This is a genomic window from Paraburkholderia sp. BL25I1N1, assembly GCF_003002025.1.
Taxonomy (GTDB): Bacteria; Pseudomonadota; Gammaproteobacteria; order Burkholderiales; family Burkholderiaceae; genus Paraburkholderia.
In genome coordinates this window covers 132,572-151,731 of the sequence record NZ_PVZB01000013.1, presented here as the reverse complement: position 1 = coordinate 151,731, position 19,160 = coordinate 132,572, and the positions used below count along the sequence as shown (strand labels likewise).

Annotated in this window: 16 protein-coding genes; 13 read left to right on the top strand and 3 right to left on the bottom strand. The window is 57.6% G+C overall.

Features of this window, described 5'->3' with window-relative positions; translation table 11 throughout:
• Positions 1-2 precede the first annotated feature (2 nt).
• Positions 3-293 (bottom strand): hypothetical protein, encoded by a 291-nt coding sequence (locus B0G73_RS20620; RefSeq protein WP_106283129.1) that lies wholly within the window; start codon positions 291-293, stop codon positions 3-5.
• Positions 294-376: 83 nt separating this feature from the next.
• On the opposite strand from B0G73_RS20620, the gene B0G73_RS20615 reads away from it, so the two are divergent.
• The 10 genes from B0G73_RS20615 to B0G73_RS20570 all read left to right on the top strand — a co-directional run bounded on the left by B0G73_RS20615 (position 377) and on the right by B0G73_RS20570 (position 12,570).
• A complete protein-coding gene (locus B0G73_RS20615; RefSeq protein ID WP_106283239.1) occupies positions 377-1,792 on the top strand; it encodes an undecaprenyl-phosphate glucose phosphotransferase in 1,416 nt (471 codons plus the stop codon).
• Positions 1,793-1,930: 138 nt separating this feature from the next.
• Positions 1,931-3,070, top strand: a complete 1,140-nt coding sequence (locus B0G73_RS20610) for an NAD-dependent epimerase/dehydratase family protein (protein WP_106283128.1) — start codon at positions 1,931-1,933, stop codon at positions 3,068-3,070.
• 28 nt (positions 3,071-3,098) lie between these two features.
• Positions 3,099-3,965 carry a glycosyltransferase family 2 protein gene (locus tag B0G73_RS20605; RefSeq protein ID WP_106283127.1) on the top strand — a complete coding sequence of 289 codons (867 nt, stop codon included), beginning with the start codon at positions 3,099-3,101 and terminating at the stop codon, positions 3,963-3,965.
• Positions 3,966-4,012: 47 nt separating this feature from the next.
• Positions 4,013-5,293, top strand: coding sequence for a capsular biosynthesis protein (locus B0G73_RS20600; RefSeq protein WP_106283126.1), 1,281 nt, complete (start codon positions 4,013-4,015; stop codon positions 5,291-5,293).
• A 6-nt stretch (positions 5,294-5,299) separates the two neighbouring features.
• A complete protein-coding gene (locus B0G73_RS20595; RefSeq protein WP_106283125.1) occupies positions 5,300-6,664 on the top strand; it encodes a lipopolysaccharide biosynthesis protein in 1,365 nt (454 codons plus the stop codon).
• 4 nt (positions 6,665-6,668) lie between these two features.
• Positions 6,669-7,310 carry a DapH/DapD/GlmU-related protein gene (locus tag B0G73_RS20590; RefSeq protein WP_106283124.1) on the top strand — a complete coding sequence of 214 codons (642 nt, stop codon included), beginning with the start codon at positions 6,669-6,671 and terminating at the stop codon, positions 7,308-7,310.
• Positions 7,303-8,484: a hypothetical protein gene (locus B0G73_RS20585; protein ID WP_106283123.1), complete on the top strand. Its 1,182-nt coding sequence runs from the start codon at positions 7,303-7,305 to the stop codon at positions 8,482-8,484. Before B0G73_RS20590 ends, B0G73_RS20585 begins: the two co-directional genes overlap by 8 nt.
• A 149-nt stretch (positions 8,485-8,633) precedes the next feature.
• Positions 8,634-10,067 carry a mannose-1-phosphate guanylyltransferase/mannose-6-phosphate isomerase gene (locus B0G73_RS20580; RefSeq protein ID WP_106283122.1) on the top strand — a complete coding sequence of 478 codons (1,434 nt, stop codon included), beginning with the start codon at positions 8,634-8,636 and terminating at the stop codon, positions 10,065-10,067.
• 379 nt (positions 10,068-10,446) lie between these two features.
• Positions 10,447-11,037, top strand: coding sequence for a WecB/TagA/CpsF family glycosyltransferase (locus B0G73_RS20575; RefSeq protein ID WP_258193390.1), 591 nt, complete (start codon positions 10,447-10,449; stop codon positions 11,035-11,037).
• Between the two features lie 21 nt (positions 11,038-11,058).
• Positions 11,059-12,570, top strand: coding sequence for a glycosyl hydrolase family 28-related protein (locus B0G73_RS20570; RefSeq protein ID WP_106283120.1), 1,512 nt, complete (start codon positions 11,059-11,061; stop codon positions 12,568-12,570).
• A 69-nt stretch (positions 12,571-12,639) separates the two neighbouring features.
• Here B0G73_RS20570 and B0G73_RS20565 read toward each other — a convergent pair whose 3' ends face one another.
• Complete coding sequence (locus B0G73_RS20565) at positions 12,640-12,825, bottom strand: hypothetical protein (RefSeq protein WP_106283119.1); 186 nt, start codon at positions 12,823-12,825, stop codon at positions 12,640-12,642.
• 536 nt (positions 12,826-13,361) lie between these two features.
• On the opposite strand from B0G73_RS20565, the gene B0G73_RS20560 reads away from it, so the two are divergent.
• The 3 genes from B0G73_RS20560 (at position 13,362) to B0G73_RS20550 (ending at position 16,231) form a co-directional block, all read left to right on the top strand.
• Positions 13,362-14,357, top strand: coding sequence for a helix-turn-helix domain-containing protein (locus tag B0G73_RS20560; protein ID WP_106283118.1), 996 nt, complete (start codon positions 13,362-13,364; stop codon positions 14,355-14,357).
• 399 nt (positions 14,358-14,756) lie between these two features.
• Entirely contained in the window at positions 14,757-15,638 is an 882-nt protein-coding gene (galU, locus tag B0G73_RS20555; RefSeq protein ID WP_106283117.1) for a UTP--glucose-1-phosphate uridylyltransferase GalU, read from the top strand.
• 284 nt (positions 15,639-15,922) lie between these two features.
• Positions 15,923-16,231: a hypothetical protein gene (locus tag B0G73_RS20550; RefSeq protein WP_106283116.1), complete on the top strand. Its 309-nt coding sequence runs from the start codon at positions 15,923-15,925 to the stop codon at positions 16,229-16,231.
• Here B0G73_RS20550 and B0G73_RS20545 read toward each other — a convergent pair whose 3' ends face one another.
• Complete coding sequence (locus tag B0G73_RS20545; RefSeq protein WP_106283115.1) at positions 16,232-18,973, bottom strand: glucosidase; 2,742 nt, start codon at positions 18,971-18,973, stop codon at positions 16,232-16,234.
• Positions 18,974-19,160: the final 187 nt, after the last annotated feature.

Genomic DNA, 19,160 nt, shown 5'->3' with positions numbered 1-19,160 from the left:
TGTTAGACCGCATCGCACAGTCTGCCGTCGCTTTCTTGACGGCTTGTCTTACCGGGATCGGATATTACCGATGCTGCGACGCGGCGAATCGCGTTGACCGAAAACGGCATGCATTTGGCGAAATACGGAAAGTCCCGGGCGGCGCCGGGCGACTTCGAGGCTGGGTCTCCGGACTTTTTACCCAATATGACTGAATCGCACATCAAGGCGCCACGCGGCTTCCGGCCGATGTCAAAACGCCATGCATGAGCACGTTGAGTCGATTCGGACGATTCATTGCCGTTTTCCGTCATCGGAATTTTCGTCGCCAACCTCGTGGTTATGATGCGACGCAAAACCGGTTAGCGTCTGCAAACAAATCGCTAGGGGAATGAAAATGCAATCAGTCAAACCGCTTGAGTTTCATCCCGGTACTCGCGCACCTGAATTTCTCTTCGCGTTGCTTGATGCGTGTCTCGTATTGGCGGGCGCCGAGATTGCGTATGTATTCCGTTTCGAAGACTTCACTGCGTGGAGTAACTCCACGCTGCTTCTCGTCGCCTTCAATACGGCGATGACCGCACTGCTATTCCCCACGTTGGGTATCTATCAATCCTGGCGAGGACGGAATCCGCTGGAGATGGTGACGCTCGTTACGATCGGCTGGGTGGCCGTCTTCGTCCTGGGACTCGTACTGGTCTTCACGACACATCAGGCACACACCCTGTCGCGGCTCTGGTGCGGGACGTGGCTCGTCACGTCGCTTGCGCTGCTCGTCACCTTGCGGCTCGCGCAATATCACTTGTCGAAACAGCTATGGCGACGCGGCATCAATGTCCAACCGGTCGCCATCGTCGGCGCGAATCCGCTCAGCCTTACGTTGATCGATCGCTTGCGTAAGAACGCCCAGTCGGGTTTCTCTCCGGAATGTGTCTTCGACGAGGATCCGCAGGCCTCCACGTACGCCGGCGGACTTCCGGTGATCCCTTCTCTCGACGGACTTGCCGATGCGGTGCGCACCCGAAGCATCAAGGAAATCTGGCTCGTTCTGCCGCTGCGGGAAGAAGCGCGCGTACACGCCGTACTGAACGCATTTCGGCATGACTTCGTGAACGTCCGCTTCATTCCGAACGTGCGTGACATTTCCCTTTTCAACCACTCGGTCTCCGAGGTCGTGGGGCTATCCGCAATCAATCTATTGGCGTCGCCGTCAGCAGATCCACGTTTTGTACCGAAACAGATTTTCGACCGCACATTCGCGGCTCTTGCGCTGCTCTGTTTGTTGCCGCTGATGCTCATCATCGGAATTCTCGTGAAGCTGTCCTCGCCCGGTCCGGTTTTCTTCCGCCAATGGCGCAAGGGCGCGAACGGCAACGAATTCCAGATCTACAAGTTCCGGACGATGGTGGTCCATTCCGAAGATGCCGGCCAGTTGACTCAGGCCAAACGGCGCGATCCTCGTGTGACGCCGATAGGTGCGCTGCTACGCAAGACCAGTCTCGACGAGTTGCCGCAGTTCATCAATGTCCTCAAAGGCGACATGTCCGTAGTCGGTCCGCGCCCGCATGCGTTGCAGCACGACGAACTCTACAAAGACCTCGTGAACGGCTACATGTTTCGCTACAGGATCAAACCCGGCATTACGGGCTGGGCGCAAATCAACGGCTATCGCGGCGAAACCGACAAGATCGAAAAGATGCAAGGACGGATCGCGTTCGATCTCTATTACATCGAGAACTGGACGTTCGGTCTCGATCTCAAGATCGTGCTGAAAACCTTTATCCATGGTTTCAGCGGCGCCCAAGCGTATTGACGGCACGCGTTACTTTCGACCTGCACGCATTCGGGATTTGCCAGTCGCCAAATCCGTGTCTCGCGTCCCCGGTTCAGCGCTGCGATTCACAGTAAAAGCAGCCCTTTTTTTGACCTTTATCTCAATCTTCGAGCTCGCATGAATATCCTGATCACCGGCGGTGCCGGCTTTATCGGCAGTGCACTCGCGCGTACGCTTAACCGCCTCGGCGACACTGTTACGGTACTGGACAACCTTTCTCCGCAGATTCACGGGACTAATCCGGATGAATCCCCGCTGTTCAAGTCGTTGCCTGAATCCGTGCGCTTCATCAAAGGCGACGTGCGTCGCCGTGAAGACTGGCAAGCCGCACTGGAGGGTCAGGAAGCCGTCATTCACCTGGCTGCGGAAACGGGGACCGGTCAATCCATGTACCAGATCGACCACTATGTCGAGACCAACGTCCGCGGCACGTCGCTAATGCTCGATTTACTCGCCGAAGCGCGCGACGCTGGGCATGGCACCGTCCGCCGGCTCATCGTGGCGTCGTCCCGTTCGATCTATGGCGAAGGCAAATACCGCGGCCACGCGGGCTACGTATATCCGGGCACGCGGAAAGCCTCTGACATGCGTCTCGGACTGTATGATTGCCTTTGCCCGGAAACCGGCGAACGTCTCGAACTGGTCGCAACCGACGAGACCTCCAAGACCCATCCCAGCTCTGTCTACGGCATCACGAAACTGTTTCAGGAACAACTGGTTCTCACTGTCTGCGAGACGCTCGATATCGGCACGATCGCACTCCGTTTTCAGAACGTGTACGGACCGGGCCAGTCGCTGCGTAACCCGTACACCGGCATTCTCTCCATCTTCTCCACGCTGCTGCTTCAGGGCAAAGACGTCAACATTTTCGAAGACGGCCTCGAGAGCCGCGACTTCGTCTATATCGACGATATCGCCGAATCCATTGTGCTCGCGCTCGATGCAACGAATAAAGCCGGTGTCGCCTACAACGTCGGATCCGGTAAAGCAACGAGCGTGCTTCAGGTCGCGCAAACGCTGAAGCGCTTCTACGGCGCCACCGGCGCGCTCAACATCACGGGCAATTTCCGTCTCGGCGACATTCGCCATAACTACGCGGATTTGAAAAAGATTCGCAAGGAGCTCGACTTCGAGCCGAAGGTGTCGTTTGCAGAAGGCGCGATGCATTTCTGCAAGTGGGTCGAGGAACAAACCATCTCTGACGCAGGCTACGACCAGTCGGTCGCCGAGATGCGCAGTCGCGGGCTGTTGAACTAAGCGCCCTCACTCTTCAAGGAAATTCGTGATGAAAATTGGCATTGTGACCGTGCTTTTCAAATCGGCCCCGGTGATCGCAGGGTTTATTGCGAGCATGAACGCTCAACGATTCACGGATTTTCATGTCCTCTGTATCGAGAACGACGTCGACAACCGTGCGTGCGAAGCGGCAATTCGCGCAGATCTGAAGGTTCCGTTCACATTCATTCGCAACAAATCGAACCTGGGTGTGGCCACGGCGAACAACCAGGGACTGGACTTCTTTCTTCCGGATGAGAGCTTCACGCATATCCTCTTCCTGAATAACGACATTGAAGTCAACGCCGATTTCCTCCAGCAGCAAGTGGATATTCTGAATGCCAATCCACACGTCGATGCGCTCGCGCCAAAGAGCTTTTACTATGACACGCCCGGCAAGCCGTGGTACGCCGGTGGCAAACTGAGCTACCTCAAAGGCGGCTGCCGTCATTTCGGCCATAACAAACCCGATCGACTGACCAAAAATCTTTTGTATCCGGTTGACTACGCGCCAACTTGCTCGCTCATCGTCAGGTCGCGTCTGTTAAAGGAATCGGGGATCCGGATGTGGGAGGAGCTCTTCGTCTACTACGACGACACGATCTTCTGCCTCGAACTGAAAAGGGCCGGAATCAAGATGTATTACACGCCGACCATTCATCTTCAGCACAAGATCAGCTCTTCAACGGGCGGCAGCCGCTCAGATTTTTCACGTTATTACTTGACGCGCAACTGGCTTTACTGCGGATTGAAAACACGCAATCTCGCTGTCGCCGCGTCGGCAATCGTGTTGACCGTTTTTCATGCGGCGGCACGTCACAAGATCGAACTTCGCGCATTACGCGACGCGCTTCTGATGAAACGGGCTGTCGCATAACTACGTTCGACATCGTATCCGGCCGGCGCCTGGCTCGCTCACACACTATGAAAACTAAAGTTGTCACGCTGGTTTACTACCATCCAATGGCGCGCTTCTTCTGCGCGATAGAGGATGCATGGAAGCAGTTGGATCCCAACGTCGAATTTCTCCATCTGGCCGTTTTCCCAAGTGCGTGGGCGTACTTCCGGTTGCATGGGCGGGCGACCAAGGCGCTGTCGTGGAGGGCATTTCTGAAGAGGGCGAAGGACCGTTCGACCGACCCTGACGTCATTTCGGCTCTGATCCGCTTCCACTTGTCCGATCCGGGTATGACAGATCCGCAACGGGACGCGCTTGACCGCCACGCACGCAAAATGCTCGACGTGAGCCGATCGGTGATCGAGCAGTTCGATCCGGACGTAGCAATCCTGAGTGGCGACACACGTTTGCCCGCCGAGGTGTTGATGCGCACCCTGGCCGATTCGCGCGCGACCACGTGGTTTTTCGAGCAGGGACCGTATCGCACCACGCTTCTGGATCGCGAGGGAGTCAACGCGAATTGTTCGTTCCGTACGGCTCTTGCCGATCTTCCTGCGACGGGTCCTGAGCTGGTCGTACCTGGTCAGCGTCCGAGATGGAACAATCGTCTGTACTCGATGGTCGACAAGCTTGTCGTCGCACAATCGCGGCTTACCGGGTTGCTGCCTCCCGATCTCCGACCGTATCGCCTGGAGAAGTGCCCGTCTGCGCGTTACAAGGCATTGGTGCGCCAATCGGACACCGTGTCCGACCGGCGAAAGACGCTCCTGCTCGCAATGCAGGTGCCCGAGGACGCGAACAACATCTATCACAATCCACTTCAGCTCAGCGACGCTGGATTGATCGAGTTCGTCATGTCGGGTATCCCGCCGGACTGGAAGGTCGTCGTCCGTGAACATCCGCTGTACCGCCGCAAATACAGCGCGGCATTTTATGCGCTGGTGGAGCGCCTGGAGAGAATCGAACTCAGCGGTCGGTCGCTTCCCGAGGATATTGCCCGGACATGTATAACGGTCACGGTCAACTCGTTAACGGGACTTGATGCTTTCGCGGCCGGCCACAGGGTCATCGTGCTCGGCGAATCGTTTTACGATCATCTCAACGGAATTCTGCCGGCACGCACGCCAGCCGAACTCGGACATCTGATCGAACACCCCACCGACCGGTCCAATCCCGCGCCGAACATGTTGCTTGGCACGCTGGTCGACCGGTACTTCTTCCCCGGCCACTTTACCGACGTCGATCTCGGCTATACGCGCGGTATCGCTGCGCGCGTAATCGAGTCGCTCCGCGTCGAGACTCGATAAACAGTTATGACAGCAGCCGGACTTCCGCCGTCGCCGAGCATTGTCAAACGTATTGCGTCGAGTTTCGTCTTCAGACTCTCGGGCGCAGTGACGAATTTTTCGTTCGTGATCTTTCTCGGCCGTTACCTCGGCGCGTCGCAGACGGGTCTCTACATGATTGGCCTGGGGTTTCTGTCGGTGCTGTCGACATTCTGCCGTCTCGGTCTCGAACAGATCGTGATTCGCGAGGGTGGTCCGATGGTTCGCGATCGTCAGTGGGCACAGCTACGAAGCTTGTACCGCCAAACCATGCTCCTCGCCGCTGTCGCGAGTCTCGCCCTCACGCTGACGGTCATTCTTCTATCGAAACCCCTGGCGCTGTACGTCTTTCATAAGCAGGAACTTGCCTCTGTATTGGTGTGGTTCGCAGTAGCGTTAATACCTACTTCGATCGCGATGATGCACGTACCGTTTCTGCAGATCATCGGCAAGCCGGAAAGAAGCATTGCCGTGTTCAGCGTTTGGGTTCCGCTCCTCTCGTTCCTTTCACTATTCTGCATGCCGCCGTCGAACGCGGTGACGGCGGCATATATCTTCGTCGGCGCATCGACCGTTAACCTCGCTATTGCGTACATTCCCTTCAGCAGGTTCATGCGCAGTGCCGGTGGTCTCACCAGTCCGATCGGCCCGGTATGGAATGTCCGCTTGCTGCGGCCAGCACTGCCGCTGCTAATCGGCAACACCTGCCAGATGGCGCTGCTCTGGATCGCGGTTTTTGCGGTGGGCATCCACTCTTCTCCTTCCGACGTGGGCGGGTATTCGGTCGCACAACGCGTTGCGCTGACGCTTTCGGGCTTTCTGGTCCCACCCATCGACGCGCTAGTCGGGCCCAAACTTTCGATGATGCGCGGTACCGCCAGCAAGCACGATATCGAGTGGATTGTTCAACGAGTATCGGCTGCACTGCTGATCCTGGTGTCGGGTCTTTTCGTCGTCCTGGTCATATCGGGTCACCACCTGTTGCGACTATTCGGCAATGACTTTGGGGCGGGTTACGGCCCCCTTCTATTTTTGAGCGCGGGACAGCTCGCCGTGGTCGCAAGCGGTTCGATACGTCCTTTACTGGTCGTTCACGGACTGGAGAGAGTCATCCGTAATGCGATGGTTATAGCGACCCTGGCGTGCATTGCCCTTGCCGCGATTCTCGTACCGACGCTTGGCGGGACCGGCGCGGCACTCGCTACCGCTCTCGCACTGGCGGGCGAAAAACTCGTAGAGGGATTTGTGGCGTGGAAGGTTCTGGGTATCTGCGTCTATCCGTCGCTGTCGTTCTACCGACGTGAGATCACCACCCTCCTGAAGCCCCACGCCAAACGCACACAAACGGAATAGACACGTGAACATAGGCATCTTCTTCAAGATCCGGAATCGTCTTCGGACGTCACTTCAGAGCATCGTGTATCCATTTTTCTTCGCGCGGTTCGGGGCACGTTCCCGCATTCTCAGGCCAATCCGGATCGACGGATCGGACAACATCGCGATCGGCACAGACGTCTTCATTAACAACTTCGCATGGATCGAGACGATTCACGCGTTCTCCGTGCAACCCAGACTTGAGATCCGCGACCGTGTATACATCGGCAACAGCGCACATATTATCGTCACCCAGTCGATCGAAATCGGATGCGACGTACTGATCGCCGACCGGGCCTATGTCGCCGACTATATTCACGGATATGAAAACGTCGACAAACCAGTCAAGACACAAGACCTGATTCAGCGCCGCCCGGTCAGCATCGGGGATGGCTCGTGGATTGGCGAGAACGTCGTAATACTCGGAGCCAGAATTGGCCGCAACTGTGTGATCGGCGCTAACGCCGTCGTCACGAGCGACATCCCCGATTTCTGCGTCGCCGTCGGCGCACCTGCCCGCGTGGTTCGACACTGGCATCCGGATCATAGGCAATGGTTAAAGGGCGGTCCTTCTGCGCGCAACGCCTGTCCCGCTAGTGTCACAACCGAAATCAATCATGCTTAGTGCCCTCTTCCGGCGCGAAATCCGCGCCTCGTTACTGCTGACCGCAATCCTGCTTGTCAGCGGCGGTTGGATCGTTGTGGTCCGAGTTGGCAATTCCGCGATGATCGCCGCGATCCTGGTCGTTCTATTTTGCAGCTTCCTGGTATCCGTACGCTTTCCGCGAGCAATCCGCGGAAGCTACGGAATTCTGGTTATCGCGATCTTCGTTGCCAGCTACGCGCAGGACTTTCAGATCGACGACAAGGAACTCTTCGTCATTCTAAAAGCGCTAATCGCGGGCGTCGCTTGCATCTATTTCAAGCGGACACGCCGCGACTTCCGCGAGCTTTTCGTTGACGTGATGTATTACATGGCGATCATCTCGCTGGTACTTTATCCGCTCGCGTACGTGGCCCCCGGCATCGCACGCCATATCGATGACGAATACAGCACGGTCTTCGGTCTTCTCTATGTCCGCTCGACCGATCTGCAGCGCTTCAATCACTACCGCAATCAGGGCATCTTCTGGGAAGCCGGTGTTTACGGCGTCATGCTGACGATGGCCTTCGCATACAACTGTCTGAAGTACAAGAAACGACCCAACTGGGTATTTCTTCTGGCCGCTCTCTCCACTCAATCCATGGGAGCCCTGTCGGTCTTGATGCCATTCGCTGCCTATTGTTACGTGCATCAGCGCCAGCCGCGCCTCGCAAATCTCGCGGCCGTTATGCTGGGCATTGTGGTGGCACTTGTATTGGCCGCCCCTGGCGCGATCGACGACGCCTTCTCGACCCTCTTCGGCCGCTCGCTGCAAGGCGACTCGAGTATCACCGTGCGAATCAACGACATGACACTCGGGGCGCGCGCCGCAGCTGACAGCTTGCTGCTCGGCCGTCCAAGCGGCGATCTCGACGCCTACAACGCACTTGCACTGGACGAGTATGGGTACATCAAGGAAAACGACGCCGGCATATCGAACTCGATTACCGGCATGATCTACAAATACGGCGTACCTGTCACCGTGATCTATTGCTGGGTTCTCTGGCTCCGGGTGCGTAGGGATTTCGGATCTATGGCGCCACTTGTTTTTGCCGTTTTCGCCGGCTTGCTGATGATCGAACCACTCGGTCTGTCTATCTTCATCTTCATGCTTCTCGCCTATCGAGACTATCCGTCGGTAGCCGGCCGGCAATAGGTCCGACATGTCTCACGAAGCCCGTTTTCAAAGCGGTTGTAGTGGGTTACCCGGATCTGCCAAAAGTATGTCGAATAAAGACAGTCGACGCACAACACATAGGTTGCTCAGTAGAGTCACTCCGAACGAGGCACACAGGATAGAAGCACATGAGCATTTTCCCAGTTGTTCTATGTGGCGGCAGTGGAACGCGGTTGTGGCCGATGTCTCGTGGCGGTCAACCAAAACAGTTCCTTACGCTGGCGGGCGAGCACTCGCTGCTGCAGACTACGCTCAAACGCGTCAATGCCCTCGACAACACCAAGCCACCGGTTCTGGTTTCAAATGCCGAATACCGCTTTCAGCTTGCCGATCAATTAAAGGAAATTGCTCTCGACGTCTCTGCGATCATTCTTGAGCCAGTTTCGAGAAACACCGCGGCGGCGATTGCGGCCGCGGCACATTTCGCTATCCAGCATGATCCCAAGGCACTGTTGCTGGTACTGCCGTCCGATCACGTCATTCAAAACGTAGACGCGTTTCACAACGCCGTCGAAACCGGCATTGCTCTGGCGCGCGATGGACGGCTGGTCACATTCGGAGTAGTGCCGACTGCGCCGCACACCGGGTTCGGTTATATCCGCAAGGGTGAGTCGTTGGCGGACATGGAGCACGAGGCATACAACGTCAGCGCCTTCGTCGAGAAACCTGACGCCGCGCTCGCTACCGAGTTGCTGGCCAGTCGCGACTACTTGTGGAACAGCGGGATTTTCCTGTTTGGCGCAGCCGTCTACCTGGACGAACTGAAACGATACGAGCCAGACGTTGCCCGTCTCGCGGATCAGGCATACAAAGATGCACGTCCTGAACCGCAATTTTTCAGGCTCGGCAAAGAAGCCTTCACCGAATGTCCCAGCATCTCGGTGGACTATGCGGTCCTCGAGCGTACCGATCGCGCGGCGGTTATCTCTGTGGACAATCTCGGCTGGAGCGATATCGGATCGTGGTCCGCACTGCATGAGATTGCGCCGCAAGACGAGCAGCGCAATGCGCTTATAGGCGACGTATTGCAAGATTCCGTATCGAATTCTTATATCCGCGCTGAACATCGCATGGTCGCGGCAATTGGCATCAGCGACCTGGTAATCGTCGAAACGGCAGACGCTGTGCTCGTCGCCCATCGCGATCTGGCCAAAAACGTAAAGACTATCGTCGACAGCCTCAACGCAACCGGACGGCGCGAATCCGTTACCCATCGGCGCGTGACGCGCCCTTGGGGCTCGTATGAATCCATCGACCAGGGCGAGCGCTTCCAGGTCAAACGGATCGTTGTCAATCCCGGTGCTCAATTGAGTCTTCAACTGCACCATCATCGAGCCGAGCATTGGATCGTGGTCAAGGGCACGGCGTTGGTTACGAACGGCGACCGCGAGGACTTGTTGACGGAAAACCAGTCTACCTATATTCCCGTTGGGGTATCGCACCGACTGTTCAATCCGGGAAAGATCCCACTTGAGCTGATCGAAGTTCAATCCGGAGCGTATCTCGGCGAGGACGACATCGTTCGGCTTGAGGACCGCTATGGCAGAACCGGCACCGCATAGCGCTTAAGCGCTGCTCGCGCTTGCTTTTATAGAGGCGGGCCAGCGGATCTCACCGCGCGATCTTGGGTGTATCGGGCCGATACAAGGCAGATTCGACAAGATTCTCATTTACTTAGTTATCCAAATTCTCCGACGGAAATAAACCCTGTCGGAGTGCTTCGTCACGTCTTATCGACCTGAGGCCTGTTAAATGACCACCAAATGCACGATGTTCGGGATAGAGATAGACGCCATCTCAATGGATACGGCCGCAAAGACGTTGGCACGGTGGCTTGAATCGCCGCGCACCAGATGCCGTTACGTGGTCACGCCGAATGTGGACCATATCGTCAAACTTCGAAACTCGCCGGCATTCCAGGCTGCGTATGCAGACGCTTCGATGATACTGGCAGACGGTAAGCCGCTCGTGCTCGCATCGCGGATGATGGGGCGCGCATTAAAGGAGACGGTGCCCGGCAGCGATCTCGTACCCAGTATCCTTCATCAGGCGCGGTCAATGAATCAGCCGATGCGCGTGTTTCTGCTAGGCGCCGGCCCAGGTGTAGCGGAGCGCGCCGCGCGGATCATTGCGCAACGGTGGTTGAACGTTCTGGTAGTCGGTACGTACTGCCCTCCTTTCGGATTTGAGACAATGCCGTCCGAGTGCGATCGCATTCTCGACGAAATCGCCGCAGTTGAGCCGGATCTGTTGATCGTTGGACTCGGTGCGCCCAAGCAGGAACTATGGGTGCATGAATACAGGGCGCGCATCAGCGCAAAGGTGGCGATCTGCGCGGGCGCGACGATCGACTTCATTGCAGGCGAGAAGGTGCGCGCACCGGTCTGGATGCGCAGAACTGGTCTCGAATGGTTGCACCGGATCGTCACCGAACCCCGGCGTCTGTTGCGCCGCTATGCACACGACGCATTAGTCTTCCCAACCGTTCTGGTCAGGGAACTCGTGAGCAACGCCGTTGCGCGCAATAAATGATTGACGACAGAGAGTCATACCGTGACTAACCGACGACAGGCAATCAAGGGTGCCCTCGCAGGCACGATTCTCAGCGCGGCGGCGGCCGTCAACGGGCAAACGAAACCGGACGCGTCATCCGTAGATACGGGGTTGTCGAAGGACACGCCGCCGGGAGCAAGCAACGCTCAATCAATCGCATTCAAGGCGGCCGCGCCGACAAGTGTCGTCCGGACGGTGGCCGAAGAGTTGAACGATGCCGACATCAATCCCAAACGATTTGGTGCAAAGGGCGATGGCCGCACCGACGACAGCGCGGCGATCCAGTCTGCGATCGACCTGCTCGAAACACGTGGCGGCGGTGTGGTTCGCTTTCCTGCCGGGCGTTATCGCTGCAATGTCGTCCTCAAGAACGGCGTGTCGCTTGTATCGAGTAGCACGATGTTCGGCTATCTTCCGGGCCATATTTCCGGCGTAACGCTGGTGCAGGCAGACCACGGCTTCGTGGTCGATACGCCGGCGACACTCGTGCGTGGAATCGGCATCAGCGGCATTAATTTCGAAGGACGCGGCGCCAATTTCCCCGGTGGCGGGGTGCGCTTTCAACTGGTCAAATGGGCGGCTATACGACGTTGCACGGCCAACAATTTCGCCGATCAGGGCTTTCAGCACCTCGCGGGGTTTGGTGTCGTGTTTGAAGATATTCTGACGACGAACGTCTTGCTCAATCGCCAGCGCGATCGAATTTCCGGATGCATCGAAACGTTCGGCACCGACGATTTCCTCAACCGCATCGAAGCCAACCCTTCTCTGATCGCGGGTCGCGGTCCGGTCACGCCGGACCTGCTTCTGTGCGGCATTGTCGTGGGCGGGGCAAACAACTTCCTCTCGAATTGCATTGGCGAGGATGCCGAACGCGGTATCTACATCGCACCGTTGCGAGGATCACAGCACCGCATTTCGCAATGCCGCGGCGACTCCAATATCGGCCACGGCTTCTATGTGGATGGCAGCGCCATATGGAGCACATGCTTCGGCTACAACAATAGTTCCGCCGAGGTCGGCACCTACAGCGGCTTCTACATGTCGTCGAAGTCGCGCTCGAACGTGCTGACCTCATGCCGCTCCGAGGGTCGAAAAGAGCGTCTTCAGAAGTATGGTTTCGAGGACTACGTCAGCGAATCCGATCCGGATGCGCGCAATCAATACTTCGCCTGCGCGGGCAGCTTCAATCAGGCTGGATTATTCCTGGTGCAGAACCATGAAGGGTCGAGCGTGTCAGGCGCGCCGCTCACCATTAAGCCTCCGGCTGGGACGCGGATCGTCAACGTCACCGGTTCAGGTCTCGTTGTGCTTGATAACTACATGACGCCCACGGACATCTCGTACTTTTCCGGCGCCGCCGATGGTCAAACGATTCGCGTACTGGGGAATCCGAATGTGACGATCGTTCACGGATCGGGCATCGTGACGCGTTCGTCTAAAGACGTTGTGCTGAAAGCGGACACGATCTACGCATTTACCCGATACGTGGACAAGTGGTACATGAATTGAGTGGAGCGGAAACAATAGGGTCCGTGCGATGCGAAATGTTGCCTCACCTTGAGCGAGCCTCGCACGGTGCTATTTAAGAATGGCCAGCAGATCGGCAACGCTTATATCGGGCAATTGTTTGGCAAGCATATCCCAGAAGATCAGATCGCGCATAGCACTCGCATCTTCGGCCGTAGTCCACTCACGCGCGCCGACGATGGAATCGGCCGTCTCGGAAGCGGCGCTAACGATTGTCTGAATTTCTTCTATACGCATGAATGCGTTATCGGCTACGTTCAGGACTTATTTAGCCCTGCGCGTTGAGAAAATGGCAAACCGCCGAAAAATTCTGCTTGGATCCGGTTTTTAGGCGGGTGAACTGGCAGTGGCAGTCCCATGATAGCTGGAGTTTTTGCCGCAAATTACCCAGGAAAGCCCTACCTTGAAAAAGATCGGCTCGAGTGACATCCCGTCAGGGTGCGCGGAGCGGCGACCACCGTCCTGCCGATTCGTTTTACATCGCGTTCTCGCATAACCCATATCTATAAATGTGCTATACATCCCGTCTCATTTCACGGGTAAATTTATGCATATACGCATAAATCCCGCGCAAACGGGATTACGGATGTATCCGATACCGGATTCTCTCCGCTAAAACGGAATTTCTGCAGTCAGGTCGTGAACGGCCAATGTGTTGGCCAAATCGGACATGTAATAATTAAGCTAGAATTGATGCTTAGCATGCAAAAGACAAGAAAAATACAGAGTCCAGGGCGGGGCTTCGAAGGCTAAAACATTCCGGGGGAAAACAAATGGAGCTGGTACATACTCTGCCGCGCTGTTCGCGGCAAAGTGCCGTGAGAGCACAGACGCGTGAGATGACTCACGTCGACATAGCGTTATTCAACGGATTTGCACTGCCAAAAGTCGCGGCAATCATCGAGATTTTCCAGAAAGCGAATGCGTTCAGCGCATCACAGCAATTACATCGCGCGCGTTACGACGTCTCTTTGCTGTCGGCGGCAGGCGGCCGTATCGCAAGCTCGTCTTCGGTATTCGTCTGGACCGAGAGTGTCGACTCGCATCAGGTCAGGAATGACAGACATCTGCTGTTTATTGCAGGCGGCGCGGGCGTACCGCATGCGTGCCGCGACGAACGCCTAAGCAATTGGCTGCGCCGCAGGCATCCGTTCAGCGAGATCGTTCATCCGATCGCCGAGGGCAGGCTGTTACTGGAAGCAGCAAAGCTTCCCAGCCGCTACTGTGCCCTCTTATATGGCGAGGATGAGACGGGCGACTACTATCAAACACGAGCACTGAGCGAAGCTCCGACCGAGGTCGCCACAGCACTGCGTATCGTGGAAGAGGATATGGGACTGGAAGTGGCGCGTCATGTCGCTGAATCGGTTGCCCCTCAGCAGGATGTGCCCTGGGACACGTCCATTTCCCGCAGCGGAGCGCCCAAAGTCAGTGAAAAGATCATGACATCGGCGCGCTGGTTGGAGGCAAACGTCGACCGGCCCGTTTCTATCGACGCGGCCGCGAAGGTGGCCGCGATGAGCGAGCGCAACTTCCTGCGCCGCTTCAAGAGCGAGATCGGGATGACCCCCTCCGACTATCTGCTTCGCGCTCGTCTTAACATGAGTTGCCGGATGCTCGTGGAGTCGCGCTTGCCTGTCGATAAGATTGCGCGACGTTGTGGCATTGGCAGCGGCGGTCAGTTGGCCAAGTTGTTCAGGAAGTATCTTGCGACGACACCCACCGATTACCGCTTGGGCAGGGCACCGGCTCCCGCGGAGCAATCTTGAGCGAACGTCTCGGCTAAGTTCCTCCGGTAAAGCACGTCGCAATTCCGTTGGCCGCCCGTTCCTCCCGAACTTTCCGCGAAGAGATTATTTCTAGCATCGTTATGCGTGGACTAGATCGCAACAGAACCTCGCCGCTGCCATCGACGCCATGGATCCACGCGCTATACGCACTGCGCCGTGGTGCTCATCACCAGGCCTTCACGTATCCGCTTTAGCCAAAAGTGGCGCTTCTTCCGCCACCTCGCATCCATAGCCGGTTTTCGCCCCTATGGTTACGCTCGACCACCCGAGTCGATCTATCCGACACTACGCAGACGCTGCCTGGTCAGCTTCGCTTTGGCCCGTCTTGGAAGGCCGGCTACTCTCTAACGTCTGTATCGCGAACACCCCGGACAACTCATGCTCAAAGTTACGAAGGCCATATTTCCGGTGGCGGGTCTCGGCACCCGGTTCCTTCCTGCCACGAAGGCGAGCCCGAAAGAGATGCTTCCGATTGTCGACAAGCCGCTGATCCAGTACGCGGTCGAAGAGGCAATGGCGGCCGGCATCACCGAAATGATCTTCGTCACGGGCCGCAGCAAGCGCGCGATCGAGGATCACTTCGATAAGTCATATGAAATCGAGGCCGAACTCGAGGCGCGCGGCAAGGACAAGCTGCTGGAACTCGTGCGCAGCATCAAGCCGAGCCATGTGGACTGTTTCTATGTACGTCAGCCGGAAGCGCTGGGCCTGGGCCACGCGGTGATGTGCGCCGAAAAGCTGGTGGGCGACAACCCGTTCGCCGTGATTCTCGCGGACGACTTGCTGTACGGCACGCCGCCCGTCATGACGCAGATGATCGAGGTGTTCGACCACTATCACAGCTCGGTGATCGGCGTCGAGGAGATCCCGGCTCAGGAGACGAAGTCGTACGGTATCGTCGACGGCAAGAAGTGGGAAGACTCGATCATCAAGATGTCGGGCATCGTCGAAAAGCCGGAGCCGAGCGTGGCGCTGTCGAATCTCGGCGTGGTCGGCCGTTATGTGCTGAAGCCGCGCATCTTCGACCATCTGCGTGCGTTGAAGCCGGGCGCGGGTGGCGAATTGCAGCTCACCGACGCGATTCAGTCGCTGCTCGCCGACGAACAGGTGCTGGCGTACAAGTATCACGGCACGCGTTTCGACTGCGGCAGCAAGCTGGGTTATCTGAAGGCAACCGTCGAGTTCGCCTTGCGTCACCCGGAAGTGGCCGCCGATTTCGAGGAATATCTGCTTGCGCGCACGCCAGTGACCGCAGGCTGACAGACTGATCTGCCGCGGATACGTCCAACACCTCCGCAGGTTTTGCGACCGAAGGAATGGACATTCGTCCGGCGGCCGGTGAATCTTGACCATATCGGCCAAGACTATGGTTCATTCAGCCGCGCTTTCGTGCCGCTAGCGCGGCATCGGTAATATCAAAACCTGTCGCGCCGTCTCTCGACGTCGAAGAGCGATTGTCCCAAGGCAGTCGACCATTCGACCGCAAACTTCGAACGGACGGTTTTCATTCAAGGCGGTTTAACGTAGCGGGCGCACAGGAAGTTATGGGCGAGTTTATTCCAGAGTATCTGGTCCGAGAACAGGCAGCCGTGGGTGCGCTCGTATTGTTCGCCATTCTGCGCATTGTCTGCGCCGCTGTCGCCGTCGAGAAGGGCTGGCGCATATCCGTCGTGCAATCTTATTGCATTGCGATTGCAGTACTTTACTGCGCACCTCAGTTATTTGATCTGTTCGTGCACTCGTATGGAATGCGGGCCGCGGCTGCGGCCGCGGAACTCGAAGGTAAGGCGGCGGGCTCAGCGGTTGCGCTCTTTTTCGCGCCCATTCTGAGTCACAAGCTCGGCTACGAATAGTTACCGCGCCGCAGCCGACGCAGCATCCTCTCCCACCGCCGCATCCGCCGACGCAACATCGGCCGCCACATGCGACAGTTTCATCATGCGCGGCTGGAGCAGCAGCGCGACGAGCCCGCTCCAGCCGGTCTGGTGCGAAGCGCCGACGCCGCGTCCGTTGTCACCGTGAAAATACTCATGAAACAGGATGAGATCCTGCGAACGCGGGTCGGCCTGCAGCATCGGATAAGCAGCCATCACGGGCCGGACGCCTCGTGCATCTTTAAGAAAGAGCGTGGTGACGCGCCGCGCAAGGTCGTCGGCAATCTCGCTCAGCGAACAACGCTTGCCCGATCCTGTCGGATAGTCGATGCGGAATTCATCGCCGTAGTAGCGGTGGAACTCATATAGCGATTCGATCAGCAGGTAGTTGACAGGAATCCAGACCGGCCCGCGCCAGTTCGAATTGCCGCCGAAAACGCGCGAGTCCGATTCGGCCGGCTGATATTGAATGCAGACATTCACGCCGTCATGGTCGAAGACATAAGGTGCATCGCGATGCACGAGCGACAGCGCTCGCACGCCGTGCTCGGAGAGAAATTCGTTTTCGTCGAGCGCGCGGCGCAGCAGTGTTGTCATACGGTGTCCGCGCAATAACGAAAGCAACGTGGTATTGCCCTTACCGGGTTCGGTCCAGCGCGACACCAGCTTGGCCAGATTCGGTCGATGATCGAGAAACCAGGCTAGCCGTTCGCGCAATCCCGGCAGATGACCGTACACGCGATCCTCTAACACGTGAACGGCGAACATCGGAATCAACCCGACAATCGAACGGATGCGCATTGGCACACGGGTTCCGTTCGGAAGGCGAAGTACGTCGTAGAAGAACTCGTCCTGTCCGTCCCATAGCCCCGTTTTGCACCCTTCGCTGCAACTGACCGCTTCCGCGATATACAGAAAGTGCTCGAAGAACTTCACCGCGATTTCAACGTACGCGCTGTTCGTCATTGCGAGTTCGAGGCCGATCTGCATCAGGTCGAGTGCGTACGAGGCCATCCATGCCGTGCCATCCGCCTGATCGATGCGGCCGCCGGTGGGAAGCGGCGAAGACCGGTCGAAGATACCCACGTTGTCGAGCCCGAGAAAGCCGCCCTGAAAGATGTTGTGATCATCGGCGTCCTTGCGGTTGACCCACCACGAGAAATTGAGCAGGAGCTTGTGGAACATGACTTCAAGAAACGCGTGATCGCCGACGCCCGTCACCTCGCGGTCGAGTTCATACACGCGCCATGTGGCCCACGCATGCACCGGTGGGTTGGCGTCGCCGAACGCCCACTCGTAGGCGGGCAATTGTCCATTCGGATGCATATAGCGTTCCTTCACGAGCAGCAGCAATTGCTTCTTCGCGAAGTCGGGATCGATCATGGCGAACGCGACCGCATGAAAGGCGAGATCCCACGACGCGTACCACGGGTACTCCCACTTGTCGGGCATCGACACGATGTCGCCATTGCACATGTGCCGCCAGTCCGCATTGCGGCCGTTCCTGCGAGCTCTCGGTGGCACCGGTTGGCCAGGGTCGCCGTCGTGCCAGCGCGTCACGTCGAACTGGTAGTACTGCTTCGACCACAGCATGCCGGCGAGCGCCTGGCGCTGCACGAGCCGCGCATCGGCGTCGGCGATGTCGTGCTGAAGCGCCGCGTAGAATTCGTCGGCTTCCTCTTGCCGGCGCGTGAAAAGCGCTGGCATGTCGAGACGCACGGTATCCGCAGCCGCTTCGGGACGCCAGCGCAGGTACACCACCGAGCGCTCATGTGGCGCAAACTGCAGGGCTACATGCGCGGCGGCACGAGTGCCCTTGTCGCGCCGGATTGCCTGCTCGTCGCCGTCAACGAGGTAGTCATTGAAGCCGTCTTTAAACGGCCCTGCTCCATCGACGCCGAAGATACGGCGCACATTCGTTTCGTTTTCGCAGAAAAGCCACTCGACCGGCTGTTGCGCAGACGCCGTCACGATCATCGTTGCGAGTGCGGGGTGGCGCGCGACGACACGCGTGCCGTCCTCTCTATTCGACTCCAGCGTAAGCGACGGTTTGCCGGGCTTACCCGACCAGGCCCATCTGTTGCGCGCCCAGAATTGCGGCAGTAGATGAAGCGCCGCGCGCTGATCCGCGCGGTTTTCGACGGTCACCCGCATCACGATATCGTCAGGTGTGTGCTTCGCATACTCGACGCAAACGTCGAAGTAGCGGTTGTCGTCGAACACGCCCGTATCGAGGATTTCATATTCGGGCTGGTCCGCGCCCCGCCGCAGATTTTCGTCGATGAGGTCCTGGTACGGGTACGCGTCATGAGGATACTTGTACAGCATCTTCATGTACGAATGCGTCGGCGTGCCGTCGAGATAGAAGTAAAGCTCCTTCACGTCCTCGCCGTGATTGCCCTCCTCATTCGCCAACCCAAAGAGCCGTTCCTTGATGATCGGATCGTGCCCGTTCCAGAGCGCGAGCGATACGCACCAGTCGAGTGGGTCGTTGCCGAATCCGGCAATACCGTCCTCGCCCCAGCGGTACATGCGGCTGCGCGCATGATCGTGCGGAAAGTAGTCCCATGCGGTGCCGTGTTCGCTGTAGTCTTCGCGAACAGTGCCCCATTGCCGCTCGCTCAGATAAGGCCCCCAGCGGCGCCAGCGGTCGAGTTCGGGACCATGAAGACGGGCACCTTCGTTCGACTGGAGCAGATTGGTTGCGTGTAGCGGTGACATGGCACCTCCGGGACCCGACATCGACCATCCAACACGTTCAGTACATCAAGCGTCTGTCCTTTTTCATCAGGAGTACCGTTGCACGGCGCACCGCCGTGCTTCAACAAACGCTTCCAGCAAGGGCGGCCAGACACTTCTCTAATGATAAGCGCCATCGCGCTGCAATGAGTGAACCTCGCAGCCGCCT